Source organism: Bradyrhizobium sp. in8p8, assembly GCF_000426845.1.
In the GTDB taxonomy this organism is placed as follows: Bacteria; Pseudomonadota; Alphaproteobacteria; order Rhizobiales; family Xanthobacteraceae; genus Bradyrhizobium; species Bradyrhizobium japonicum_C.
Genome location: NZ_KE384580.1, coordinates 1 through 23,892 on the forward strand (window position 1 = coordinate 1; position 23,892 = coordinate 23,892).

Annotated in this window: 21 protein-coding genes and 3 pseudogenes; 6 read left to right on the forward strand and 18 right to left on the reverse strand. The window is 62.0% G+C overall.

Annotated features, from left to right (window positions below):
* Positions 1-17: 17 nt before the first annotated feature.
* A pseudogene (locus K408_RS0136735) lies at positions 18-278 on the reverse strand (transposase); the annotation flags it as partial.
* A 357-nt stretch (positions 279-635) separates the two neighbouring features.
* Here K408_RS0136735 and K408_RS40050 point away from each other — a divergent pair.
* On the forward strand, positions 636-992 hold the full coding sequence (locus K408_RS40050) for a hypothetical protein (RefSeq protein ID WP_024343250.1): 357 nt from the start codon (positions 636-638) through the stop codon (positions 990-992).
* A 247-nt stretch (positions 993-1,239) separates the two neighbouring features.
* On the opposite strand, the gene K408_RS0136745 is transcribed toward K408_RS40050, so the two are convergent.
* Positions 1,240-1,524 carry a phasin family protein gene (locus K408_RS0136745; protein ID WP_024343249.1) on the reverse strand — a complete coding sequence of 95 codons (285 nt, stop codon included), beginning with the start codon at positions 1,522-1,524 and terminating at the stop codon, positions 1,240-1,242.
* Positions 1,525-1,716 carry a hypothetical protein gene (locus K408_RS0136750; protein WP_024343248.1) on the reverse strand — a complete coding sequence of 64 codons (192 nt, stop codon included), beginning with the start codon at positions 1,714-1,716 and terminating at the stop codon, positions 1,525-1,527.
* Between the two features lie 176 nt (positions 1,717-1,892).
* Between K408_RS0136750 and K408_RS44530 the strand changes: the two are divergent.
* Positions 1,893-1,943: pseudogene (locus K408_RS44530) on the forward strand ((2Fe-2S)-binding protein); the annotation flags it as partial.
* Positions 1,944-1,999: 56 nt separating this feature from the next.
* Here K408_RS44530 and K408_RS0136755 read toward each other — a convergent pair.
* Genes K408_RS0136755 through K408_RS40055 form a run of 3 tightly spaced genes read right to left on the reverse strand, consistent with a single transcriptional unit; the run spans position 2,000 to position 5,194 of the window.
* Positions 2,000-2,773, reverse strand: coding sequence for an SDR family NAD(P)-dependent oxidoreductase (locus K408_RS0136755; RefSeq protein ID WP_024343247.1), 774 nt, complete (start codon positions 2,771-2,773; stop codon positions 2,000-2,002).
* Between the two features lie 28 nt (positions 2,774-2,801).
* Positions 2,802-4,040 (reverse strand): thiolase family protein, encoded by a 1,239-nt coding sequence (locus K408_RS0136760; protein WP_024343246.1) that lies wholly within the window; start codon positions 4,038-4,040, stop codon positions 2,802-2,804.
* A 44-nt stretch (positions 4,041-4,084) separates the two neighbouring features.
* Positions 4,085-5,194 carry a CaiB/BaiF CoA transferase family protein gene (locus tag K408_RS40055; protein WP_024343245.1) on the reverse strand — a complete coding sequence of 370 codons (1,110 nt, stop codon included), beginning with the start codon at positions 5,192-5,194 and terminating at the stop codon, positions 4,085-4,087.
* A gap of 108 nt (positions 5,195-5,302) precedes the next feature.
* Between K408_RS40055 and K408_RS0136770 the strand changes: the two genes are divergently transcribed.
* Together K408_RS0136770 and K408_RS0136775 are read left to right on the forward strand one after the other, a co-directional pair.
* Positions 5,303-6,082, forward strand: coding sequence for an enoyl-CoA hydratase/isomerase family protein (locus K408_RS0136770; protein ID WP_024343244.1), 780 nt, complete (start codon positions 5,303-5,305; stop codon positions 6,080-6,082).
* Between the two features lie 35 nt (positions 6,083-6,117).
* Positions 6,118-7,338 (forward strand): phenylacetate--CoA ligase family protein, encoded by a 1,221-nt coding sequence (locus K408_RS0136775; protein WP_024343243.1) that lies wholly within the window; start codon positions 6,118-6,120, stop codon positions 7,336-7,338.
* Between the two features lie 22 nt (positions 7,339-7,360).
* Here the strand turns inward: K408_RS0136775 and K408_RS0136780 are convergent, their stop codons facing one another.
* Genes K408_RS0136780 through K408_RS40060 form a run of 6 tightly spaced genes read right to left on the reverse strand, consistent with a single transcriptional unit; the run spans position 7,361 to position 14,213 of the window.
* Entirely contained in the window at positions 7,361-8,152 is a 792-nt protein-coding gene (locus K408_RS0136780) for an ABC transporter ATP-binding protein (protein WP_024343242.1), read from the reverse strand.
* Positions 8,153-8,212: 60 nt separating this feature from the next.
* On the reverse strand, positions 8,213-9,442 hold the full coding sequence (locus tag K408_RS0136785) for an ABC transporter substrate-binding protein (protein ID WP_024343241.1): 1,230 nt from the start codon (positions 9,440-9,442) through the stop codon (positions 8,213-8,215).
* A gap of 48 nt (positions 9,443-9,490) precedes the next feature.
* Positions 9,491-10,543: a branched-chain amino acid ABC transporter permease gene (locus K408_RS0136790; RefSeq protein ID WP_024343240.1), complete on the reverse strand. Its 1,053-nt coding sequence runs from the start codon at positions 10,541-10,543 to the stop codon at positions 9,491-9,493.
* A gap of 3 nt (positions 10,544-10,546) precedes the next feature.
* Positions 10,547-11,431: a branched-chain amino acid ABC transporter permease gene (locus tag K408_RS0136795; protein WP_024343239.1), complete on the reverse strand. Its 885-nt coding sequence runs from the start codon at positions 11,429-11,431 to the stop codon at positions 10,547-10,549.
* On the reverse strand, positions 11,428-13,392 hold the full coding sequence (locus tag K408_RS0136800) for an AMP-dependent synthetase/ligase (RefSeq protein ID WP_024343238.1): 1,965 nt from the start codon (positions 13,390-13,392) through the stop codon (positions 11,428-11,430). The genes K408_RS0136795 and K408_RS0136800 overlap by 4 nt, the downstream gene beginning before the upstream one ends.
* Positions 13,392-14,213, reverse strand: a complete 822-nt coding sequence (locus K408_RS40060) for an ABC transporter ATP-binding protein (protein WP_024343237.1) — start codon at positions 14,211-14,213, stop codon at positions 13,392-13,394. The genes K408_RS0136800 and K408_RS40060 overlap by 1 nt, the downstream gene beginning before the upstream one ends.
* Before the next feature lie 539 nt (positions 14,214-14,752).
* On the opposite strand from K408_RS40060, the gene K408_RS0136810 reads away from it, so the two are divergent.
* Both K408_RS0136810 and K408_RS0136815 read left to right on the forward strand, forming a co-directional pair.
* Positions 14,753-15,910: an acyl-CoA dehydrogenase family protein gene (locus tag K408_RS0136810; protein WP_024343236.1), complete on the forward strand. Its 1,158-nt coding sequence runs from the start codon at positions 14,753-14,755 to the stop codon at positions 15,908-15,910.
* An 80-nt stretch (positions 15,911-15,990) separates the two neighbouring features.
* Positions 15,991-16,635, forward strand: a complete 645-nt coding sequence (locus K408_RS0136815; protein WP_049820487.1) for a TetR/AcrR family transcriptional regulator — start codon at positions 15,991-15,993, stop codon at positions 16,633-16,635.
* A gap of 96 nt (positions 16,636-16,731) precedes the next feature.
* Here the strand turns inward: K408_RS0136815 and K408_RS0136820 are convergent, their stop codons facing one another.
* The 6 genes and pseudogenes from K408_RS0136820 to K408_RS0136845 form a co-directional block, all read right to left on the reverse strand.
* On the reverse strand, positions 16,732-17,613 hold the full coding sequence (locus tag K408_RS0136820) for an enoyl-CoA hydratase (RefSeq protein ID WP_245269095.1): 882 nt from the start codon (positions 17,611-17,613) through the stop codon (positions 16,732-16,734).
* Positions 17,546-18,339 (reverse strand): annotated as a pseudogene (locus K408_RS40065) (SDR family NAD(P)-dependent oxidoreductase). Before K408_RS40065 ends, K408_RS0136820 begins: the two are co-directional and overlap by 68 nt.
* 24 nt (positions 18,340-18,363) lie before the next feature.
* Positions 18,364-19,542 carry a lipid-transfer protein gene (locus K408_RS0136830; protein WP_024343233.1) on the reverse strand — a complete coding sequence of 393 codons (1,179 nt, stop codon included), beginning with the start codon at positions 19,540-19,542 and terminating at the stop codon, positions 18,364-18,366.
* Between the two features lie 23 nt (positions 19,543-19,565).
* Positions 19,566-21,074, reverse strand: coding sequence for an AMP-binding protein (locus K408_RS0136835; protein WP_024343232.1), 1,509 nt, complete (start codon positions 21,072-21,074; stop codon positions 19,566-19,568).
* Between the two features lie 15 nt (positions 21,075-21,089).
* Positions 21,090-22,640: an AMP-binding protein gene (locus K408_RS0136840; RefSeq protein ID WP_024343231.1), complete on the reverse strand. Its 1,551-nt coding sequence runs from the start codon at positions 22,638-22,640 to the stop codon at positions 21,090-21,092.
* Positions 22,641-22,649: 9 nt separating this feature from the next.
* A complete protein-coding gene (locus K408_RS0136845; RefSeq protein WP_024343230.1) occupies positions 22,650-23,885 on the reverse strand; it encodes a thiolase family protein in 1,236 nt (411 codons plus the stop codon).
* Positions 23,886-23,892 lie beyond the last annotated feature (7 nt).

The following is a 23,892-nucleotide window of genomic DNA, read 5'->3' on the forward strand; positions in this document are numbered from 1 at the left end:
GGCGGCGGGCCCTACCATTTTTTTGAAAGAAGCTCGCGTAGCGCGGCCGCATCGAGCATCTGCTCGGCCAACAGCTTCTTCAGCTTCGCGTTCTCCTCCTCGAGCGCTTTCAACCGCCTGGCCTCGGAGACATCCATGCCGCCGAATTTGGCCTTCCAGTTGTAGATCGTCGCCTCGGAAATCCCGTGCTTGCGAGCCAGGTCGGCCGTCTTCGCCCCGGCCTCATGCTCCTTCAACACGGCGATAATCTGCTCTTCCGTGAACCTTGCTCGCTTCATCTGTCCGTCCTTTTCAGGCCGGACTCTAACTCCATCTGGAGGAAATACTCAGGGGCAGGTCAATTACCACATTTTCCCCTTCGGGCGAGGAACTTGTATCGGGGAGATTTATTGAATCGGCCGCCGATGAGGAGTGTTGCGTGATGACAGATGTTGAATCTGTTTGGATGCAGTGCGACAAGCACGCGTCGAGCTTAGCCGATACATCAATCCGCTCGATCTTCTTGGCGCCGTCGAAGCTCTTGATAGGCTGATCGATTTGCTCGATAGCGACAACGTGGATGCAGCGTTATCGCGCATCGACATTCGCAAGCATTTTAGGGTTATGGAATTCAGGTGCCCCGAAGAAGCTCCGCAATGACCGGGTCAGTTTGGCTCTATGTCAGCGTCGCTACGGAAACCGTCAAGGTGTTCGCCTCTTACGACACAGCGATAGAATGGCTGAATCGCAACGATCCTGAAGGCGCCGCCGTCGAATATCCCATTGAAGAGGAGCAGGCGCCGTCCATCGTGCCGAACCGTACCGATGTGCAAAAGCTTGTTGACGCATTCCTAGAGGCACGCGGTATCTTGAGTGATTACCTAGTGCCAGGACCGCGCAACTCGACCACCACAGTCGAAAAACTAATGGACGCGCTGACTAATGACGACGTGATCGCTGCACTTTCGCGGATCGAAGGGCGACAAAGGTTCGGGTTGGTTCACATCGAGTGATACAATCTTTGTGTGGTTTTATAGGTAGCAGCGGCGGCTAAGATGATCGACATTGCTTCGATCATTGCCAAGCCCTGCCGATGCATCAACATTCAGAACAGCGCTGTACGGCTTGCGATAAGCCGCGAGAGTTCATCAGTCGCGAACCGGTACAAGACCGTTACGAGGTACGTTCGTACAAGTGCCCCGCTTGCAAGAGTATTTTGAAGATGGTCGAGCGCACCGAACCCACTATGTTTCCAAGACGCTAAGACTTCGGCGAGAACTCGCGCATGAACTGGCTTGCGTGTTCGATCTGCGCCCTAAGATATTCGGCCTGAAGTGACACGACTTCTTGAAAATTCTGGGCGGCGGCAAGCTTGCGCGCATATTCCAAAGACGTAGCGACGTTCTGTTGCGCGAAATTGAAGGCTAGGTCACCAGGCAATTTTGCTTGCTGAAAGAAAATGGAAAATGCCTTCTCAGTTTGATCTATGGTTTTTTGGACAAGCTCCCGCACCTCGCGTGGCACGTCAACCAATTGGTTTCGCATTCAGTGCCACCTGATAAGCGTGTACCGAAGCTTGCGGGCTTCAAGCTCGGATTCAAGCTGCGCCGCATAGGCACGCACGGTCGGCCCCACGAATCTGTATCGGCCACCATTGGCTTCGTCGGCCGCCACTTGCCGATGGATGCTCTGCCACATGGCGAGCAAGCTTTGGTCAGTAGAGTTTTTGAAGTTCATGTTCGCCCCGTCATCGCTTCCTGCCAGATCGTAGCAAAGGGATGCGCAAGACCGAAGAGCGAACAAAAGCATGGCTAACCCACTCGTCCGGTTAGCCAGACGCGACTGCCAAGCCTTTGCGAATTCTGGATTTCGCTTGACTAATGGCGCACCACTCGGAATAAAACTGCGAACTCTTACGTTATCGAAATCGCGGCTTTGAATTCTGCACATCCTGCCCAAAGTAATCGGCGGCGGTCATTGAACCCCTGTTGAAATTTCGGAGGGCCAGAAGCGGCATCATCTAGCGCGGCTGCATTCGCGCGCCTGCGTCAATGCTGATAGTTGTGGCGTTAAGATAGGCATTCTCGGCGATGTGCTTGACCAAACTGGCGAACTCGTGGGGTTGCCCCATCCTGTTCGGATAAAGGATCATACGGTCGACGATCGACTGCGAAACCTTCGGCGGTATGCCGGCGACCATCCCGGTGTCGAACAACCCCGGTGCAATGGAGACGACGCGAATGCCATGTTCAGCGAGGTCACGCGCGACAGGCAAGGTGAGGCCGACCACGCCGGCCTTGCTGGCGCTGTAGGCCGCCTGGCCCACCTGCCCTTGCGAGGCTGCGCCGGATGCGGTGTTGATGATGACGCCACGTTCGCCGCTCGGGCCCTCCGGTTGGTTGCAGGTCATAGCGAGCGCCGCAAAGCGGATGATGTTGAAGGTGCCGGTGAGATTGATGCCGATGACCTTGTTCCAGGTCGCCAGCGGAAACGGCTGCCCCTTCGATACGGTCTTGGCCGCATCGGCGACGCCCGCACAATTGACGGCGATATGAACCGCCTGGAATGCTTCGAGCACAGCCTCGATCGCGGAGCTAACGCTGGTCTCGTCGGCAACGTCGACAACACGCCCGAATGCCGCGCTCCCCAGTTCCCGGCAAAGATCGGCGAGCCGCGACTCGTCACGATCGAAGGCGGCGACACGCACGCCCGCCTTCGCCAGTGTGACGCACGATGCCCGCCCGAGCCCCGACGCCGCGCCGGTCACGATTGCAACTTTTCCATTCAACTGCATGAGAGCCCCTCTTGCTCGATCTTCTGTATCAGCGGCCAAGGATGGTGATGCAGGCTACCGCCTCTTCGATGCCCTGAAGGCCGCCGCCGTTTTCGGCGAGCGCGATGCGCGCCCCCTCGACCTGCCGCGGTCCCGCCTCGCCGCGCAGTTGCGCCACCAGTTCATGTACCTGCCCGATGCCGGTGGCGCCGACGGGATGTCCCTTGGATTCAAGTCCGCCGGACGGATTGACCGGTATAAGTCCGCCGAGCGCGGTGTCACCGCGCTCCGAAATGATGCCGCCTTCACCGAAATCGCAGAATCCGAGGTTCTCGATCTGGATGATCTCGCCCATGGCCGTCGCGTCATGCACCTCGGCGACAGCGACGTCGTCCGGGCCGATACCGGCCTTGTTGTAGGCCTTTTTCGCCGCGAGCGCGGTACAGTGCCGCTCCACTTCGGACGGGTCACGATCGCTACCGGTCTGGATGACCGATGCCAGCACGCGGATGGCCCGCGACTTGTCGAGACCAAGCCGCTTCAAGCCCGCCTCGGTCGCGAGGATCGCAGCCGCCGCACCGTCCGATATCGGCGAGCACATCGGAAGCGTCAGCGGATAGGTGATCGGCGGGGCATTCAGCACTTCGTCGACCGAATAGGCATTACGAAACTGCGCCAGCGGATTTTCCACGGAATGCCGATGGTTCTTCGCCGCCACCGCAGCAAGCTGGCGCTGCGTGGTGCCGAAGCGCTTCATGTGCTGACGTGAGAACGCGGCGTAGACATCCATGAACACGCTGTAGGGCTTGTCCGAGGTCGTGCCTTCCGGCACCTCGACACCCTCGCCGAGCGCTAGCAGCCTGTCGCGAATTTCGCCGTCGCGGCTGACGTCCCAGGCACTATCGAATGCCTCGAACATCAGCTTGCGATCTGTCGAGAACATCTTCTCGGCGCCGAGCGCGAGCGCAAAGTCCCCCTCACCCGCCTTAAGGAAAGTCACGGCAAGGTTGAACGCCGTGCTGCCGCTGGCACAGGCGTTCTCGACATTGACAACGGGAACGCCGCCGATTCCCATTTCGCGTAGCAGGATCTCGCCGCGGATCATGTGCTGGCGCTCCATATGGCCTTGCGACGCGTTGGCGAAGAAGGCCGCTTCGATGTCAGACTTCTGCAATCCCGCATCGCCGAGCGCGGCATCCACCGCGCTGCGCGACAGAGTCTTCATATCGATATCGAGCATGCGCCCAAACGGGGTCATGCCAACACCGACCACATAGATGTCGCTCATCGCGCCCTCCCTTGAGGATTGGAATCTTCTCTGGTCTCTACCTGCTAGTCCTTGAGCTCCGGCAGTGCACGCAGCACCTGCTCCGTATGCTCGCCAAGGCCGGGCACGCCGGAGCGCGGACCGGGATGCTCGCCGGAAAAAATCAACGGCTGCGCCACATGGTGGCTCCGCCCGCCGTTCCCATCCGCCACCTCGCGGAACAGCCCGCGCGCCCGGAAATGCGGATCGGCGGTCACCTCGCTCAACGAGTTCACCGGCCCCCATGGAATCCCGGCGGCATCCAGCTTCTGCGCCCAATCGGTGCGATCGCGCGTCGCCAGCACGGCAGCGACCTTGCCTCGCAAGGCATCGCCGCGCGCGACCCGCTCGCTGCGATTGAAGCCGGCCGCATCAGGCATGCCGAGCAACTCGCACAGCGGCCGCCAGAACCAGTCTTCATGAGCAATCGACAACGTGAGGAGACGGCCATCGGCACACTTGAAGACGCCATAGGCCGGCTCGGCGCCGATGTCGGCGAGCGGCGCACCGTTCATCACCGGACCGAGCATCACCGACATCCAGGACACCAGGCCGTCCGTCATCGAGACGTCGACATATTTTCCTTCTCCCGTACGTGCGCGCTCGAACAGCGCCGCCAACGTGCCGACGGCAGCGAACATGCCGGAGGACAGGTCGCCGATCGCGATGCTTCCCGGATCCTCCACCGAGCCTTGCTCGGCGTGACGAAAGAGAAACCCGGCAAGTGCCTGATAGGAGATGTCGTGGGCGGGGCGATCGCGATACGGCCCGTCCTGCCCGAAGCCGGAGATCGAGACATAGACCAGCCTTGGGTTGAGCTCCGCCATCGCCTCATGGCCGAAGCCGAGACGCGCCATGGTGCCCGGACGAAATCCTTCCATCAGCACGTCGGCGGAAGCGACCAGCCTGCGCAGGTTCAGCTTGCCTTCAACGCTCTTGAGATCCAGCGCCACCGAGCGCTTGCCGCGATTGAGCGCGCCGTGGAAGGCCGGAAACTGCCGTGCAGGATCTCCCGCGCCCGGACGTTCCACCAGGATCACGTCGGCGCCAAGATCACTTAGTAACAAGGTTGCGTAGGGCCCGGGATACTGCTCAGCCAGACTGATCACCCGAATTCCAGCGAGGGGAAGACTCATCTCGATCGCTCTTTCCGGCAGCGGCTTGACTTGCATTAATCCCGACAGTCTGTAACATAACCTTACGAATAATCAACTAACTCAAAAGTCAATTCCGAGGAAAGTCCGGTGGAATCGGTTATCTCTGAAATTCGGGCCGGCGCGATGTGGATCACGCTGAACCGGCCGGATGCACTCAATGCCATTACTCCCGCAGTGGTTTCGGGCATCAACGCGGCGCTCGACAAGGCTCAGCTGTCGGACATCCACGCAGTGGTGCTGACCGGAACGGGGCGCGCCTTCTGCGCCGGCGCCGACCTCAAATTCATACGCGGCGAAGCCGGGAACGACGAAACGTCGCTGAGCCGCTTTCTCGATACCGTTCTCCTTGTCATGAACCGGCTCGAGACGTTTCCCATGCCGGTGATCGCGTCGCTGAACGGATTGACGTTGGCTGGCGGCTTGGAACTGATGCTGTGCTGCGATCTCGTCGTCGCGGCGCGCTCGGCCAAGCTGGGCGACGCCCATGCAAATTTTGGGCTCTTGCCCGGCGGCGGCAGCTCGGTGCGGCTGCCGCGTAAGATCGGCCCCACCCGCGCAAAATATCTGCTCTACACCGGCGAGTTCGTGCCAGCCGAACAGCTCGTTGCCGCCGGACTGGTCAACGAGGTCGTCGATGACGACATGCTGATCCCGGCGACCGAGGCGCTGGTCGCCAAGCTCGTCAACAAGAGCCCGCTCGTGCTTCGGCGCATGAAGGTGCTGGTCGATGATGGCCTCGAGCAACCTTGTGCGATAGCACTGCGACAAGAACTGCTCGCCAGCGAAGTCCACGCCCGCAGCAACGACCTGAAGGAGGGACTTGCCGCATTCGAGGAAAAACGCAAACCACGCTTCACCGGCAAATAGGAAAAGCAAGTCGGGAATGCCAAGAGGAGACGGTAATGAGCCAGGAGACGCGCTTCACGGTCCTGCAACAGATCCAGCGTGCGGCCCACCAGCTCGCACCCGCCATTCGGGAGATGTTCGATCGCGCAGGCCTCGCTCCAGCCGATCTCAAGACCGTGGACGACCTGTCGCGGCTGCCCGTATTCAAAAAGGAGTCGCTGGTCGAGTTACAACGCCAGCGGCCGCCATTCGGGGGTTTCCTTGCAGCAAAGGATGAAGAAATCGTCCGTATCTTCGTCTCTCCCGGCCCCATCAACGAACCTCAACTGAGGCACGACCGCGACGGATGCGGCTTCGGCACGGCCTTTGCCGCCGCCGGCCTCGGCCCCGGCGATCGCGTGCTCAACACCTGGTCCTATCATCTCGTGCCTGCCGGCCTTCTGCTCGACGAGGGCCTGCGCTCGGTCGGCGCGACGGTGATTCCAGCTGGCACCGGCGGCAGCGAGTTGCAGGCGAAGCTGGTGACCGACCTTGGCGTGACCTGCATCTGCGCCTCGACCGCCTTCTTCATCACGCTAGCGGAAGCCATCGAGGCGATGGGTCATTCGCTGCCCGGTGGCTGGAAGGTCAGAACTGCGTTGCTCGGCGGCGAACTCGGCGACTGGCTCGGCAAGCGCCGTCGCCTGGAAGCCAGGTACGGCGTTCGCACCTTCGCAGTCTATGCGACGGCGGACTTCGGCGTGATCGCCTTCGAAAATGGCGCGCAGGACGGCGGCTACGAGGTTCACCAGGACCGCATCGTGCAAATCTGTGACCCGACGACGGGGGCTCCGCTTCCGCACGGCGAGCCCGGCGAGATCGTGGTTACCACGCTGACGCCGGGCTGGCCGCTGATCCGGTTCGGTACCGGCGACGTCGCCGTCGCCACGGCTATGAACGCCGATGGCACGGTGCGCAGGATCGGCATGCTGCAGGGACGCGTCGGGCAGGCGGTGAAGGCGCGCGAGATATTCATCTATCCGCGCCAGCTCGAAGACCTCGCTATTGCCATTCCGGGAATCGGCCGCGCGCAGGCCATCGTCACCCGCCCGCAACAGCGGGAAGAGATCACGGTGCGGCTTTCGCTGCTTCCGGATGCGGACCGCGACGCCGTCCTGGCGGCGGCGCCGGCCCGCTTCAACGCGCTGTCTCGTCTGAAGGCCGACCGTATCGAGGTGGTAGGAACAGACGAACTGCCGGCCGACGCTCCATTCGTCGTCGACCGGAAGGACGCCTGACCCCGCACCGGCACGCAGCGCCTCAGCCGAGCCACCGCTTGCGGCGTCGATAATGCTTGATGTCGCGGTAGCTCTTGCGCTCGCCCTTAAGGTCAAGCCCGAGGTAGAACTCCCGCACGTCCTCGTTGTTTCGCAGCTCTTCCGCGGCGCCTTCGAGGACGATGCGTCCATTCTCCATGACGTAGCCGTAGTCGGCGATATCCAACGCGACGCGCGTGTTCTGTTCGACGATCAGAAGCGTGGTCCCGCTTGCCTTGAGGTCCTTCAGCAGCTCGAACACCTCGTCGATCATCAACGGCGCTAGGCCAAGCGACGGCTCGTCAATCATGATCAGCCTGGGATTGGCCATCATCGCGCGCCCGATCACGACCGTTTGCTGTTCGCCGCCGGACAGATAGCCGGTTATCCGATCCTTGAGCGCCGCAAGCCGGCGAATGCGATCGTAGACATGATCAAGGCGCTTGCGTACCTCACGCCCCGACGATTCCATGTGGCCGCCGACCAGCAGATTCTGCTCAACGGTCAGATGGCGCAACACGCGGCGGCCCTCCATCACGTGGATGATGCCGCTTCGAACGACTTCGGTCGGATCCGACTTGTCGATTCTCTTGCCGTCGAAACCGATATTGCCGGAGGTCACCCGGCCGTCCTCGACGCGTATGATGCCGGAAATCGCTTTCAGCGTCGTCGACTTGCCGGCCCCATTGCCGCCGAGCAACGCAACGCATTTGCCATCCGGCACGGCGAGCGAAATGCCCTTCACCGCCAGAATGACGTCGCTGTAGATGACTTCAACGTTGTTCAGCTCGAGCAAAACGCAAGCCTCCCGAGGGGATCCGACCGGGCCCGCGGGACCCGGCCGGATGGCGTTACTTCACCACTTGTTAATGGACGGCACCGGCACGTTGGCAGCAGCCTCCGTGTACTTGCCGTCCTTGATGGTGACGATACTCGCGACCAGCCCCTGCGTCGGGAATGGCCCGTCGTTCGAGAACTTGGTGTTGCCGAGAATCTTGTAGGTCTCATCCGCGGAGATCGTCGTCGACATCAGCGCCTCGCGGACAGCTTCGCCCGTGACCTTGTCAGCACCGACCTTCTTGGCCGCAGCTTCGATGGCCCGCATCGCAATCAGCGCCTGACCAAGACCTTGGACAGCCGAAACCGTCCATTTGGCCTTGAGGTTGTACTTGCTCTGAAGCATTTCGAAAAACTCACGCCCCGGCGTCTTTGCATCAGTGGGCGCGGCCATCGCATAGACCTCATAATCGCCCTCCATCTGCTTGATGTCGCCGATCGCGCGACCAGATTCCGCCAGTCCGTTGTGCGAGCTCACGACAATCGGCACATTCTTGCCGAGCGACTGAAGCGCACGCTTGGTGGCGACCACGGCAGCCGTGTTCGTCATGATCATGATTACCTCGGCACCCTTGCGGGTCACGCGGTTGACCTGGGTAGTGAGATCGGTGGGCTGTACTTCCGTGAACACGACCTCAACGACCTCGACCTTGCCGGGATTGTCGGCCGCGTAGCGCTGGACGCCCTTGTGCTGATCGACATAGGCGGGCGAGGCTTCCGACGAAATGATCGCGACCTTCAGCGGCCCGCTGCCGCCGCGCTTCTGACGTAGCCACTCGAAGAAGGCTGCGGCTTCGTGGCTGTAGGTCGGACGCTGATTGAAGATCCATGGATCGGGCTTCCAGGCAAAGCCATACGCTGCTGTCGACATCACCATCGGAATCTTGTCGGTTGGCAGCCGCCCCTGAAGCGCGGCCACGTCAGGTCCACCGACCCCAAGCGCGATGATCGGATTGAGCTCGGCCTTGATACCAGGCCACAGGCTTGCCACCTGCGCCGCGTCATAGCGATGATCGTAGTCCTTGATGCCGAGCTTGATCCCGATCTTCTTGCCGACTTCGGCATTCCACCAGTCGATGACCGGCCGGCGCGCCCCGATCAAGTCCTTCATCACGTCCGCATAGGGACCGGTGAAATCCGCCAGCGACGCGACGTTGTAGGTGGTCTCGGCACGGGCCGACGCCGTGATTGTCAGCAAGCCGAGTGCAGCCGCCACCCCGGCAATCTTGATGTTCTTCAAGATAGTCATTGTTCAGTTTTCTCCCATGTGTGTTTTCAATGTTCGGGCGCCCGGCCTTCAATAGGGAAACGGCCAAAGGCGATAGGATCGTTTCAGGATGTTCCAGCGATGCATCAGCCCGCGTGGTTCGAAAATCAGGAACGCTGCGATGATCCCGCCGAGAAAAACGTTCATCAGCGCAAACACCACATCCCCGCCGAGCGACGGAAATTGCGCAACGATGCCGGGACCAAGCGTAACGAAGCTCTCCTGGATCGCCTTGATGACGAATACGCCGATCAACGCCCCGGTGATCGAGCCGAGACCTCCGACAATGACCATGGCGATGAACCAGATCGAATGGAACAGCGTGAACTGGTCGACGGCGACAAAGCGCACGTAGTAGGCCCACAACGCTCCGGCGATCCCCGCGTAGAACGCGCCGATCAGAAAGGCGATCGCCTTGGTCCGCACAACATTGATCCCCATCAGGCCGGACGCGACGTCGTCGTCGCAGACTGCGACGAAGGCGCGTCCGTGCCGGCTGCGCACGATGCCGTAGGCACCGAACACCATCAGCGCCGTCACGCCCAGACAGAGATAGTAGATCGACGTCTCGCTGACGAAGCTGAAGCCGAAGATTTGCGCCGGTTCCAGCGTCAGACCGTTCGATCCGCCGAACCACGACTGCGGCAGATTGAGGATCAGGAAATGAAACAGGGTCTGCGCCGCGATGGTGGTGAGCGCCAGGTAAAAGCCCTTGATGCGAACCGCAGACAAGCCAAAGATGAAGCCAAATACTGCAGCGGCGCAGCCTCCGAGCGGAATGCTGAGCCAGAATGGCAGATTGAACTTGATGGCCAGCGCACCGGTGGCGTAGGCACCGACGCCCATGAAGGCGGCTTGGCCGAGATTGATCTGGCCCGCATATCCCATGTTGATCTGCAGGCCGATCACGACCACGGCCATGATCAGCATGTTGGTCGAGATCGCGACGAGGCGCGGTCCCAGAACATGAGGCAAAACGGCCAGCGCGACGAGAAACACAATGAGCGCGATCCATTGCCCGCGGGTGCGGATCAAGGCCTTATCGCGTTCGAAACTGGTGGCGAATACGCCTGCCGGATCCATCGGTCAGACCCTTTCGATGGTCTTCCAGCCGAACATCCCGGTCGGCCGAATAAAGAGGATGAGCAGCATGATGATGAATGGGAATACGGTGCCGATCGCGCCCCCAACGATCGGATCGAGATAGGCGGTCACGAGCCCCTGAATGATGCCGACGATAAGGCCGGCCAGCAGGACGCCGGCGATCGCCTCGAAACCCGCCAGCAGCGCCACCGGCAATGCTGCGAGGCCGATGTCGGAGGCAAGAAAGTTCAGCGACTTTCCGCTGAGGAAGATGACGGCGCCGAGTGTCGACAGCACAGCGCCGAGGATCCATGCGAACGCGATAGAGCGCTTTACCGAAATTCCCATCAACAATGCCACCTGGTGATCCTCGGCGACCGCCGTCATGCGCAGCCCGGCCCGCGTTCGGTTGAAAAACCACGACAGACCGAAGCCGACGATCACCGTTATCACGCCGCCGATGAGAAGCGAGCGAGGGATCAGAATCTCCCCGATGATCACCGGCTGAAGCGGGAATATGATTGGGAACGAACGCACCTGCGGCCCGAACAGCACGAGGATCAAACCGCGGATCAGGATGAGCAGCCCGATTGTAACCATGACCATGGCGAAGACCGACTCACCGGCAAGGCGGGAAAAGAAGACGCGCTCGACCAGGAGTCCGAACAGTGCCGCCGCGACGAATGCGAGCGGAAGACCGATCGAGAGCGGCAATCCGAGCGAGGCGACCATCCACCAGACGATGAAACCGCCGAACACGACGAGTTCACCCTGGGCGAAATTGAAGACCTTCGATGCCCGATAGATGACCACGAAGCCCATGGCGATGAGGGCATAGAGGAGCCCGACCAATGCGCCGTTGATGAAATAATTGACGAAATCGATCATGCGATGGCTCGCAACGGTGCAGCGGCGTTTCCGCGCTTGTCGCCTTTAACGACATCGTGGATGGTGACGTGAGCGGACAGCGTTCCCTTTCGCCCATCCTGATACGTTACCGCGATGTCGAGTTTCTGATCATCCCGGCCGCCGTACATCGCCTCGATCAGCACGGCATAGCGTTCGGCGAGGAATTCGCGCCGCAGCTTGCGCGTACGGGTCAGCTCGCCTTCATCCGGATCGAGCTCCTTGGGGAAGTTGGCGAATCGACGGACCCGCGCATGTTCGGGCAGGAACAGGTTAACGCGCGCAATCTCGCCGCGCACCAGTTCGGCCACTTCGGCCTTCTGCGAAAGATCGGTGAAGGTGGAGAAACTGATGTTGCGATCTTCCGCCCACCGCGACACCACGCTCATGTCGATATTGATCAGCGCGCCGATATAGTCGCGCGTATCGTCGCCAAGCATCATGACGTCCTTGATAAACGGACTGAAACGCAGCCGGGTCTCGATAAACTGAGGCGGAAACCGTTCGCCGGAGCGAAGCTGTCGAAGATCGTCGAGGCGCTCGAGGAATACGAGCTCGCCGCTGTCGGTGACCGACACGGCATCGCCCGTGCGATACCATCCGTCCTCAACGCGCTGGGCGACGCTGTCGGGCTTCTTGTGATAGCCTTGAAAGACACTGCCGCCACGAACGAGCAATTCACCCTGCTCCGACACCTTCCATTCCAGCGCCGCACCGGATTCGGGGTGCGAGCTCAGCCAGTGCCCGACCGTCTCGAGATTGTACCGATTCCCCTGATGCAGGGTCAGGAGTCCGATCTCGGTGGCGCCATAGATATTGCGTAACGGCACGCCGATGGCATGGAACAGGCGAAACACATCCGGCGCCATCGTGGAGCCGCCGCACAATGCGAGCTTGATGCGCGTGAGGCCGAGCTTGTCTCGCAGCGGCTTCAATACCAGCATCTCCGCAAGCGGCAGCGCAAGCCGCGCGCCGAGCGGGACGGGCCTGCCTTCAAGACGCGCGACATGGACCTTGTGGCCGATATCGACACCCCAGGCATAGATCGCCCTGCGCGTCCGGCCAGCATCGAGCATCCGGCCCTGGATGGTGGCGGCGAGGCTCTCCCACTGGCGGGGAGCGAATACCATCACCTCGACTGCGAGTTCGCGGATATTGTTGAGAACCTCCTCAGGCGATTCCGGGAAATTCACCACCAGCGGCAGCAGGAGGCCGATGGTGACGCCGAAGAACTGCTCCGTCGCCCAGGCCGGGGCGATATAGGTGAGATACTCCATGCCGGGCTTGATGCCGGTCGCCGCGATGACGCGATGCGCGTTGTCGACGAGGTAGCGGTGGGTCAGCACCACGCCCTTCGGCCGCCCGGTGGTGCCGGACGTATAAGACAGCACGGCCACGTCGTCGGGTCGGCCTGTCTCAACCAGGCGCCGGAACAGATCGGTATCCTCGGCGTGGCGTGCGCGTCCGACCTCAACCACCTTCTCGAACGGCGTCAGGCGCTCGTGACGATAGGACCACATCCCGGTATCGTCCCAGTAGATCATCTGGCGAAGGTGCCGAACGCGATCGAGAATCGCGAACCCCTTGTCCACCTGCTCCTGATCCTGCGCTACCAGACAGACCGCATCGCTATCGTTAAGGAGGTATTCGATTTCGTCCGCAGTGATGTCAGGATAAAGCGAGACGATCTTGCATCCGATCGAGAACGCCGCAAACTCGCTCCAGAAGTTCTCCGGCTCGTTCTCGCCGACAATGGCCACGGTCTCGCCGCGGCGAATACCTATCGCGTCAAGGCCAAGGGCGAAGGAACGCACCTTCTCGAGAACATCACCATAGGTGTATTCGCGCCAGATGCCGCGATACTTGTGCCGCTCAACGAGCCGGTCCGGCGCCGCGCTGGCGCGCTCGAGCAACAGTTGCGGAATGGTACGCATCGGCAGCATCAGCGATTTCCTTCGCCCAGATACGCCTTGAGCACCGCAGGATTTTTCTGAACCTCCAGCGGAGTCCCCTCTGCAATCTTGCGGCCAAAGTCGAGCACCACGATCCGGTCCGCTAGATCCATGACGACACCCATGTCGTGCTCGACGAGCACCACCGGGATCCGTCGCGCCTCGCGAACGTCGAGAATGAATCGCGCGAGGTCCTCCTTCTCCTCGGTATTCATCCCGGCCATCGGCTCATCCATCAGCAGGATGCTCGGCTCCTGCGCCAGTGCCCGACCGAGATCGACGCGTTTGCGCAAGCCGTAGCCGAGGCTGCCGACCGGCTGATGGCGGATGGATTCGATTTCGAGCAGCTCGATGATTTCCTCGACGACCTCGCGGTGCCGGATCTCCTCGCGTCTGCAAGGCCCGAAGTAAAAGAATGCCGACGGAATCGAGCTCTTCATGTGAATGTGACGGCCGACCATGATGTTTTCGATCACGGTCATGTTCGAAAAGATATGCGTCCCCTGGAAGGTCCGGGCCAGGCCGGCCTTCACGATATGGTGGACGCCCATGCCGGACAGCAGCGAGCCATTGAATCGTACCTCGCCCTGCTGCGGCCGATAGAAGCCGCTGAGGCAATTCATCAGGGAGGTCTTGCCGGCACCGTTCGGCCCGATCACCGCGAGCAACTCGTCCACCCCGACCGCGATGGACACATTGTCAAGCGCGACGACGCCACCGAAAGCCATCCGGATACCGTCGGCGACGAGAAGCGCGGCATTCTGCGCCGCACGGCTCTGCGATGCTGAATAGAGAGGCGAAACAGCGCTCAACACGCTCCCCCTTCACAACGCAGTCCTGCGACATTCATCCTCCCCACGGTATGCGGCATTTCGACCGAACAGCGCCCCACCCTCAAATCGCCCCATCCTCTGCGGATTTTTATGACCGATGAGCATTATTTTTAACTCGACAGTCAATTTAGGTCAAGCCCATTCGGGCGCCTGCAACACACCACGACGAAAAGGCAGATCGAACACTCCGGCGCGAACGCATCAAGAGGCACGGATTCCGGTTGCAGCAGGCAGCAGGCACTTCCCGCTTTGGAGGAAGCTCGTGATTGGGCGCATTCAGGCGCGCCTTTCGACGAAGCGGCCCTCGACCTTTCGACCTGCAATGGCACCAAACCGAAAAGGCAAAGCCTCGAACATGAATTGACCATAACGTCGAATATCCTAATATGTGGTCGAATACGGAAGATCTGCAGCTCTCCGTGAGCAACGTCTGTCACCGGTTTCGCGCGCTCGCGAAACCGCGTCGCTCCAGCAACGCTGCCAATCTCCGATAAGGACAGGCAGGAGGAGAATCCGGGATGGCAGGAGCCGAGAGCAAATCTTTTTCGTTCCTAACCGACCAGCAAACGATGGTTCGGGACGTCGCGCGCAAGGTTGCGACCGACGCGATCGCCCCCACGGCAGCGGAACGCGATCGCACCGCGACGTGGCCGCACGCCGAATTGAAGGCTCTCGCGAATCTTGGCTTCATGGGCATGCTGCCGCCGGAACAATATGGCGGCTCGAACGCGGGGTTCGTCGCCTATTGTCTGGCGCTGGAGCAGATCGCTGCGGCCGACGCGGGTGTCGGCACCATTTTCCACGTCCACAACGTCACCGCCTTCACCATCGCCTTGCGCGGCAGCGAGGAACAGAAGCAGAAGTATCTGCCGCCGATGCTGCGCGGCGAAAAGATCGGCGCGTTTCTTCTCACTGAGCCGCAGGCCGGATCGGATACCGCCGCATTTCGTGCCACCGCGCGCCGCGAAGGCGATCACTTCATTCTCAACGGCACCAAGCAGTTCATTTCCAACGGGAGCGAGGCTGGTACAACGATCGTGCTCGCTCGCACCGATCCGCAGGCCGGCAAACGTGGTTTCACAACGTTCATCGTCGACCCTACCTCACCTGGCTACAATGTCGCGCGCGTCGAGGACAAGCTCGGCCAGCGTACGGCCCATGTCGCCCAGATCCAGCTCGACAATCTTCGCGTGCCGGCGGAGAACGTGCTCGGCGAAGTTGGCGGTGGGTACCGGATTGTCATGGGCGGCCTGTCTGACGGACGGATTGCGATCGCCGCGCAGGCGGTCGGCGTTGCCCAGGCAGCGCTCGACGCTGCGATCCGCTACGCCAACGAGCGCGAGGCCTATGGCAAGCCGATCGTCGAACTGCAGGCGGTGAGCTTCCATCTCGCGGAGATGGCTGCGCAGGTCGACGTCGCGCGGCAATATTACATCCACGCCGCGCGGCTTCTCGAAGCCGGAGCCTCGTGTGCCAAGGAGGCGGCCATCGCCAAGCTCGTCGCTTCAGAGATGGCGGAGCAGGTCTGCTCGGACGCGCTACAGATCCATGGCGGCTATGGCTACCTAAAGGATTTTCCGGTCGAGCGCTACTACCGCGACGTTCGCGTCTGCAAAATCTACGAGGGGACCAGCGATATCCAGAAGCAAATCATCGCACGCAGCCTCTCGGCCTGAGGGCCCAAGAATTGACTTTACGGCAATAGTTTTGACTATGGAGCCTTGAGAATCGCTAATCCGGATACTCGGCACGCTTCATGAAGAAGACATCGACAGCAAGGCGCGGCCGCCACGCTTCCGCCTGGAAAAGCGTCGTCCTGGACCGGGAACAGCAATTCTTGCTGAAGCGGGGCGCGCTGCTTCGCGAGGCGGGCCGCGCATTCAGCCTTCGCGGCTATCACAACACCTCGCTCGAGGATGTGGCGAAGACCTTGGACGTCACCAAGGCCGCGCTTTACTACTACGTCACGAACAAGCAGGAAATTCTCTTCGAATGCCACATGATGTCGCTCGACTTCGGCGACGAGGCGATGAAGTACAGCGAAGAGCATGGCAAGACCGGGCTTGAAAAAATTCTCCTGCTTATCGACAAGTACGTCAAAACCATCACCAGCGAGATGGGCTCTTTCGCGGTGCTCGGCGAGTACGACGCACTGGAGTCGCAGAACAAGGCGATCATCGGCAAGCGTCGCGACAAGTTTGACCGCGGCTTCCGGAAATTGATCTCTGAAGGTATTGCCGACGGGACGGTGCGTGCCGTCGATCCCAAGCTGACGGTGTTCTTCTTCATGGGGTCGATCAACTGGATGACGCGATGGTTCACGACTGAAGGACCGCTCACCGGCGAGCAGGTCGCCCGGCAACTTGTCGATCTCGTAGAGGGAGCTCTGCGGAGCCGCTGATCGCGCCCCGCCGCCCCAGCGGAGCCGAAACGCTGCTCGCAAAAGACGCCTGGAACCCACGAAAACGATCCGCCGGACGGAGGCGCAAGAGCAATGTTACTTTCGTCCCTTCCAGAGCGGCTTGCGCTTTTGTACGAAGGCAGCAATGCCCTCGCGCGCATCAGCGTGGGCCATGTTCCTCACCACGAGTTCGCCGGAATATTCGTAGGCATCGGAGATGGGCATTTGCAGCTGGCGATAGAACGCCTGTTTGCCGAGCGCCAACGTGTAGGTCGATTTCGAGGCGATCTCCGCTGCCAGCGACTCGACCGTTTGCTCGAGTTGCTCGGGCGTGACCACATCGTTGATCAGCCCGATGCGTAGCGCAAACGCCGCGTCGTAGAGGCGCCCCGTGGTGAGCATCTGCATCGCGTGTTTCGGCATCACGGCGCGCGACAACGCCACCATGGGCGTGAGGCACCACAAGCCAATGTTCACGCCCGGTGTCGCAAACCGCGCCTCGCTGGAGGCGATCGCGAGATCGGCACTGGCGACCAACTGGCAACCGGCGGCCGAGGCCACGCCTGCGACGCTGGCAATGATGACCTGCGGTTGATCCCGCATCGTCTGCATCAGAGCCGAACAGCGCGTCGACACCGTCTTGAAGAATTCGGGATCCGTCTCCCCGTCAAATTCGGTAAGATCATGCCCCGCGCAGAAGATCTTCTTGCCGATCCCAGTCAGGACGATCACCGCGATCGACGGCTGCCCCCGGAGGTCCATCAGATGGCGGGTCAATTCATCGATTGTCGACAAGGAAAGGCTGTTGCCGCTACGCGGACGGTTCAAGGAAATGTACGATACCGCACCCCGATCATCGCGGATAACAAGTTCTTTTTCTTCGCTCATGACACGTTCCCAGAAAGTCTCGTTAGCCAGTTCGGCACGTGAGCGCACCATCGACAGGAAGAAGCACGCCGGAGACGTATTTCGCGTCATCCGACGCCAGGAACAGCGAGGCATGCGCCACGTCCCAGGCGGTGCCCATCTTGCCCATCGGCACCATCGCATCGCGCCGGGCAATCATGTCGTCGGGGAATCGTAAACGTGCTTGTATGGCTCGACGATCATCGGCGTGTTCATCAGGCCCGGCAACACCGCGTTGCAGCGGATGCCCTTCGGCGCATATTCGACCGCTACGGCGCGGGTGAAGTGGTTCACGCCGGCCTTCGAGGAATAATAGGAAATCATCGGCACGCTGATCGTGGTGATCGATGCGACCGATGACACGTTGACGATCGCGCCGCCGCCCTGCTTGACCATTTCCGGGAGGACGCGCTGGCAGGTGAGAAAGAACCCCTTCAGGTTCACCGCCATGACGCGGTCCCAGCTCGCCTCGTCGATATGCTCGGGACCGCCGGGCTCGGCGATGCCGACATTGTTCTGCAGGATGTCGATGCGGCCATGACGGCTGATGGCTGCACCGACGGCCGCATCGATGTCCGCGGCCGACGTGATGTCGGCGCGCAGGGCCTCGGCCCTGCCGCCTTCTTCCGTGATGATCGCGACGGCGCGCTCCGCCGATGCTAGATCGCGGTCGACGCAGATCACCGTCGCGCCTTCGCGCGCGAACAGGACGGCCGTGGCCTTGCCATTGCCCCAGCCTTCACCGACGCAGCCGGCTCCCATGACGAACGCGATCTTGTCCTTGAGCCGCTGCGACATCGGTGAATTACTCCCGCTTCTGGTTCAGTTCTTTTCGTAGAGCGTCACGACGGCCGCGCCGCCCAGGCCGAGGTTGTGCTGGAGCGCCAGCCGCGCACCGTCGACCTGGCGGGCCTCGGCGGTGCCGCGCAACTGATGGACAAGTTCGTAGCACTGCGCGAGGCCGGTCGCGCCGAGCGGGTGTCCCTTGGACAGCAGGCCGCCGGACGGGTTGGTGACGAAACGTCCGCCATAGGTATTGTCGCCATCGAGAACGAACTTCTCGGCCTCGCCCTCGCCGCAGAGGCCAAGCGCCTCGTAAGTGATGAGTTCGTTCTGCGCGAAGCAATCATGCAGTTCGACGACATCGACATCGTCGGGGGCGATGCCGGCCTTCTCGTAGACCTTTTCGGCCGCCGACTTCGACAGGTCGAAGCCGACGACGCGCATCATGTCGCGGGTCTCGAAGGTGCTGGGACGGTCCGTCGTCATGGCCTGCGCGCGGATGCGAACTGTGTCGTTCAGGTTATGGCGCCTGGCGAACGCCTCGGAGACGAGCACGGCGGCGGCGGCGCCGCAGGTCGGCGGACACGCCATCGAGCGCGTCATCACGCCCTCCCAGATCACCGGCGCCTGCATCACATCGCCTTCGGTCATTTCTTTCCGGAACAGCGCCAGCGGGTTGCGCGCGGCATGGCGGCTGGCCTTGGCGCGGATCTTCGCGAACGTCGAGAGCTGCGTGCCGTACTTGTCCATGTGCTGCTTGCCGGCGCCGCCGAAATAACGGAGCGCCAGCGGAATCTCGCCATGGCCGACAAGTTCATCGGTGACGCGGTCGAATTCCGAGAACGGCGACGGCCGGTCCTCGAAGATCGACCCCAGCGCACCCGGGCGCATCTGCTCGAAGCCGACGGCCAGCACGCAATCCGCCGCGCCGCTTTCGACCGCCTGCCGCGCCAGATAGAGCGCGGTCGAGCCGGTGGAGCAGTTGTTGTTGACGTTGACGATCGGGATGCCGGTCATGCCGACCCGGTAGAGCACCTTCTGGCCGGCCGTGGAGTCGCCGTAGACGAAACCGGCATAGGCCTGCTCGATGGCGTCGTAGCCGAGGCCGGCATCCGCAAGCGCCAGCTTGACCGCCTCCTCGCCCATCGCGTCATAGGGCGCTGATGCGCCCGGCTTTGCGAACGGGATCATGCCGACACCTGCAACGATCGCGGTCATTGTGCGCTCCTTGTGTTCGCCGATTACGCGGCCGTTTCGCTTTCGATGATTTTCCGGATTTCGGTCTTGAGTATCTTGCCGTAGTTGCTTTTCGGCAGGCTCGGCAGGAACCGGTAGGACTTCGGCCGCTTGAAGCGGGCGATATGTTCGATGCAGAAGGCATCCAGTTCCGCGGCCGTCACCGGCGCCGACGACGCCACGAAGGCGATGACCTCCTCGCCCCAGTCGGGATGGCGGCGACCGATCACGCTGACCTCCGCCACGGCGGGATGGCGCAGCAGCACCTCCTCAACTTCCCGCGGATAAATGTTGGAGCCGCCGGAGATGATGACGTCTTTCGAGCGATCCTTCAGATAGAGAAAACCGTGCGCGTCGAACGTGCCGACATCGCCGGTCCACAGCCAGCCGTCGCGCAGCGCCTGCGCCGTCGCCGACGGATTGTTCCAGTAACCGGCCATCACGACGTCGCCGGCCACGATGACCTCGCCGTTCTCGCCGGGCGGCATGTCGTTGCCGTCGGCATCGACGACGCGGACCGCGACGCCCGTGCGGGGGATGCCGACCGATGACAGCCGGTCGTCGAGACGGCCGTCGCCATTGTCGAGATGCATGTGGGGCGGCAGGTAGGTGATGGTGCACGGCGACTCGCCCTGGCCGTAGGCCTGCCACAGCCGCGGGCCGAGCGCGACCAGCGCGCGCTTGAGATCTTCGACATACATCGGCGCGCCGCCGTAGAAGATGTGATCGAGATTCTCCACCGTCAGATCCGCCATCGAGGGCGAAGTGACCAGCCGGTTCACCATCGTCGGCGCGGCGAAGAACGAACTCCCCGGATAGCGATTGATGAGATCGACGATCTCGCCCGGCTCGAAGCCGCCGCTCTCCGGCACGACATTGGCGGCGCCGCGTACCAGGTGCGCGAGCGCAAGCAGCCCGGCGCCGTGCGACAGCGGCGCCGGATAAAGCGACGCGTCGGTTTCGTCGACCGGGCCGATATCGGCGAGGAAGCTCATCGTCATGTTGTAAAGGTTGCGATGGGTCAGCATCGCGCCCTTTGGATAACCTGTGGTGCCGCTGGTGTAGAACAGCCACGCATTGTCGCCGGGCGCGGCCGGTGCCGGCCGAAGATCGGATGGCACCGTCGCAAGCATCGCGCGATACGCCTCGCCGTCGACATCGACGACGTTGCCCGGCTGCGACAGTCCGCCCTCGATGTCGGTGAACAGCACCGAGGCGGCGCAATTGTCGAGGATGTAGGCCAGTTCCTTCGGATGCAGCTTGGCATTGATCGGCGCCACCGCCAGCCCAGCGAACCAGGCGCCGAACAGGATCTCGAAATATTCAGGGCGATTGGACAGGAAGACGCCGACCCGCGAGCCCGGCGCAAAGCCCTTGTTGCGCAAGGCCTGGCCGAGCGCCGCGCTGCGCTGCAGAAGCTGCGCATAGCTATGGATCGTCGCGCTGCCGAGACAGACCGCCGGGCGATCCGCAAACGCTTTCGCCGCATTGGCGAGTACCATGGCGATATTCATGGGCTTCTTCCCCGTTCAGATGGCGCGCGTGCGTCCCTTCCAGAACGTCTCGCGAATATCCTTCTTACGGACCTTTCCGACCGCGCTGCGCGGCAGGCTGTCCCAGAAATCCACCGACTTCGGCGCCTTCACGCTGCCGAGCTTCGCCTTGCACAGCGCAATGATCTCATCGGAATTGGTGCTCGAACCCTGCTTGAGTTCGATGACGGCCTTGACCGCCTCGCCCCATTTCTCGTCGGGCACGCCGATCACGGCGCAATCCTGCACCGCGGGGTGGCCCCAGATGATCTGCTCGATCTCGCTCGGATAGACGTTGAAGCCGCCCGAGATGATCATGTCCTTCTTGCGGTCGACGATATAGACGTAACCATCCTCGTCCTTGAATCCGATGTCGCCGGTGTGGTGCCAGCCGAAGGTGGAAACCTCCGCGGTCGCCTCCGGATTCTTGTAGTAGCCGGGCATCACGAGATTGCCGCGCACGACGATCTCGCCGCGCTCGCCGGCCGGCATCAGATTGCCGTCATCGTCCATGATCTCGACCGGAGTCAGCAGCGTCGGCCGGCCGCAACTGGCCAGGCGCTTTTCCTTGTCGGGATCGCCGATCACCAGATGTTCCTGCGGCGACAGGAAGGTGCAGAGCATCGGCGCTTCGGCCTGGCCGAAGGTTTGCGTCATCACCGGCCCGAACACCTCAAGGCACTCCCTCAGCTTGTCCACCGACATCGGCGCGGCAGCGTAGATGAAATGCTCGAGCGAGGAAAAATCATGCTGCTTGATACCGGGATGAGCCAGCAGCATGTAGATCGCCGTCGGCGGCAGGAACATGTGGGTGACGCCTTCGGTCTCGATCGCGTTCACCACCTTGGCGGCGTCGAAGCCCGGAAGGATGATCTGCGTCGCGCCCGCCGCCATCAGCATGATGCCGACGCCGCCCGCCGCGTGAGTCATCGGCGCCACGACGAGATGAACCGGCGGCTTCTGCACCGGCATCGAAGTGAAGAAGTTCGAGATCATGGTCTCCCAGACCAGATTGGTCCACAGCACGCCCTTCGGCCGCCCGGTGGTGCCGCCCGACGAGAAAACCGAGATCGGCTTGCTCGGATCCTCGGGAACGTTGGGATCGGTCTCGGGCGCGTTCGCAATCCAGTCCAGCAGGAACGGGGCGTCCGCGCCGTCCTTGTCGATGCAGATATAGATGCGGATCTGCGGGCATTCCTTGCGGAACACCTGCACATTCGCCTCGAATTCACTATGGTAGAACAGCGCCTGCACGTCGCAGTTTTCGAGGATGTAGGCGTTGTCTTCGGTGGAATTGCGGGCGTTGATCGGCACCCAGATATTGGCGCCGCGGATGATGCCCAGGATGCACTCGAAAGCCGTCGCCCCGTTGGGGCTGTAGACCGCGGCCATCTCGCCGGTTTTCAATCCGGCGGATGCGAGTGCGTTTGCGATCCGGTAGCTGCGCAGCTGGACCTCGCGGAAGGTGCGCGAGACCGTCGCATCCTTCAGGCAGGTGCGCGACGGATTGATGCCGACGCCACGGTCGAAGAAATCGATCAGACGCATGGATAGCCCTCAGCGCTCCAGGATGGTGATGCAGGCGGTCGCTTCTTCATAATGATGGAAGCCGCCGCCGTTTTCGGCAATAGCGTGGTGCGCGCCCTCGACCTGACGAGCGCCCGCCTCGCCGCGGAGCTGCGTGACGAGTTCGTAGATCTGCGCCAAGCCCGTGGCCCCGATCGGGTGACCGCGCGACTCGAGGCCGCCGGAGACGTTGATCGGTATCCGGCCACCAAGCGCGGTATCGCCGTCGCGCACCAGGCGGCCGCCATCGCCGATCGGCGCGAAGCTCAGCAGTTCGGCCTGATGCAGTTCCGCAAACGCGCTGGCGTCATGAACCTCCGCGACCGACATGTCGGCGGGGCCGACTCCGGCGATCTCATAGGCACGATTGGACGCGAGCCGGCACAAATGGCGTTCGAGGTCATCGGCCTCACGGTCAGAACCCGATGCCAGCACCGAGGCGGCGATCCGGATCGCCCGCGTGGCGCCGAGCGCGCGCGCCTTCTCCGCGGAACAGACGATCGCGGCCGCCGCGCCGTCGCTGATCGGCGCGCACATCGGCAGCGTCAGCGGCCACGATACCTCGCGCGCCGCCAGCACATCGTCGGCAGTCATGGAGTCCTGATACTGCGCCTTCGGGTTCAGCGAGGAGTGCCGGTGGTTCTTCGCGGACACCTCGGCGATGTCCCGCTGGGTGGTCCCGAAGCGATGCATGTGATAGCGCGCGAGCGAGGCGTAGACGTCCATGAAGACGCTGCGCTTGCCGCTGTTCTGGCCGGCGCCGGGCGGCAGCGCGAGATCCTTGCCGAGCGCAGTCAGGCGGCGAACGCTGCCATCCACGTCGTGTACGTCCCAGGCGCCGCCGAAGATCGCAAAGGATTTTTCGCGGTCCTTCGAATTCATTTTTTCCGCGCCGACCGCCAGCGCGATATCGCCCTGCCCCGACGCGATGTAGGAGAAGGCGGCGTTGAGCGCCGTGGATGCGCTGGCGCAGGCATTCTCGACGTTCGTCACCGGAATGCTCTCGAATCCGAGCGCCCGCAGAACGAGCTGGCCGCGCACCAGGTGCTGGCCCTCCACGACGCCTTGCGCCGTGTTGGCGAAAAACGCGGCCCGGACATCGCCGCGCGCGATGCCGGCGTCCGACAGCGCCTCTTCCACCGCCCCACGGGCGATCGTCTCCAACCGGTCGTCGAGGTAGCGGCCGAACCGCGTCATGCCGACCCCGATGATGTAAACGTCGGCCATGACCTTC

What these genes read in the sequence shown, in the direction of transcription:
- K408_RS0136745 (WP_024343249.1), bottom strand. Translation starts at nt 1,524, where the DNA reads ATGCGAAACCAATTGGTTGACGTGCCACGCGAGGTGCGGGAGCTTGTC.
- K408_RS0136785 (WP_024343241.1), bottom strand. Translation starts at nt 9,442, where the DNA reads ATGACTATCTTGAAGAACATCAAGATTGCCGGGGTGGCGGCTGCACTC.
- K408_RS0136760 (WP_024343246.1), bottom strand. Translation starts at nt 4,040, where the DNA reads ATGAGCGACATCTATGTGGTCGGTGTTGGCATGACCCCGTTTGGGCGC.
- K408_RS0136830 (WP_024343233.1), bottom strand. Translation starts at nt 19,542, where the DNA reads ATGACCGCGATCGTTGCAGGTGTCGGCATGATCCCGTTCGCAAAGCCG.
- K408_RS0136795 (WP_024343239.1), bottom strand. Translation starts at nt 11,431, where the DNA reads ATGATCGATTTCGTCAATTATTTCATCAACGGCGCATTGGTCGGGCTC.
- K408_RS0136845 (WP_024343230.1), bottom strand. Translation starts at nt 23,885, where the DNA reads ATGGCCGACGTTTACATCATCGGGGTCGGCATGACGCGGTTCGGCCGC.
- K408_RS0136800 (WP_024343238.1), bottom strand. Translation starts at nt 13,392, where the DNA reads ATGCTGCCGATGCGTACCATTCCGCAACTGTTGCTCGAGCGCGCCAGC.
- K408_RS0136775 (WP_024343243.1), top strand. Translation starts at nt 6,118, where the DNA reads ATGAGCCAGGAGACGCGCTTCACGGTCCTGCAACAGATCCAGCGTGCG.
- K408_RS0136835 (WP_024343232.1), bottom strand. Translation starts at nt 21,074, where the DNA reads ATGAATATCGCCATGGTACTCGCCAATGCGGCGAAAGCGTTTGCGGAT.
- K408_RS0136820 (WP_245269095.1), bottom strand. Translation starts at nt 17,613, where the DNA reads ATGACGCGAAATACGTCTCCGGCGTGCTTCTTCCTGTCGATGGTGCGC.
- K408_RS0136755 (WP_024343247.1), bottom strand. Translation starts at nt 2,773, where the DNA reads ATGCAGTTGAATGGAAAAGTTGCAATCGTGACCGGCGCGGCGTCGGGG.
- K408_RS0136790 (WP_024343240.1), bottom strand. Translation starts at nt 10,543, where the DNA reads ATGGATCCGGCAGGCGTATTCGCCACCAGTTTCGAACGCGATAAGGCC.
- K408_RS0136815 (WP_049820487.1), top strand. Translation starts at nt 15,991, where the DNA reads ATGAAGAAGACATCGACAGCAAGGCGCGGCCGCCACGCTTCCGCCTGG.
- K408_RS40055 (WP_024343245.1), bottom strand. Translation starts at nt 5,194, where the DNA reads ATGAGTCTTCCCCTCGCTGGAATTCGGGTGATCAGTCTGGCTGAGCAG.
- K408_RS0136810 (WP_024343236.1), top strand. Translation starts at nt 14,753, where the DNA reads ATGGCAGGAGCCGAGAGCAAATCTTTTTCGTTCCTAACCGACCAGCAA.
- K408_RS40050 (WP_024343250.1), top strand. Translation starts at nt 636, where the DNA reads ATGACCGGGTCAGTTTGGCTCTATGTCAGCGTCGCTACGGAAACCGTC.
- K408_RS0136840 (WP_024343231.1), bottom strand. Translation starts at nt 22,640, where the DNA reads ATGCGTCTGATCGATTTCTTCGACCGTGGCGTCGGCATCAATCCGTCG.
- K408_RS0136750 (WP_024343248.1), bottom strand. Translation starts at nt 1,716, where the DNA reads ATGAACTTCAAAAACTCTACTGACCAAAGCTTGCTCGCCATGTGGCAG.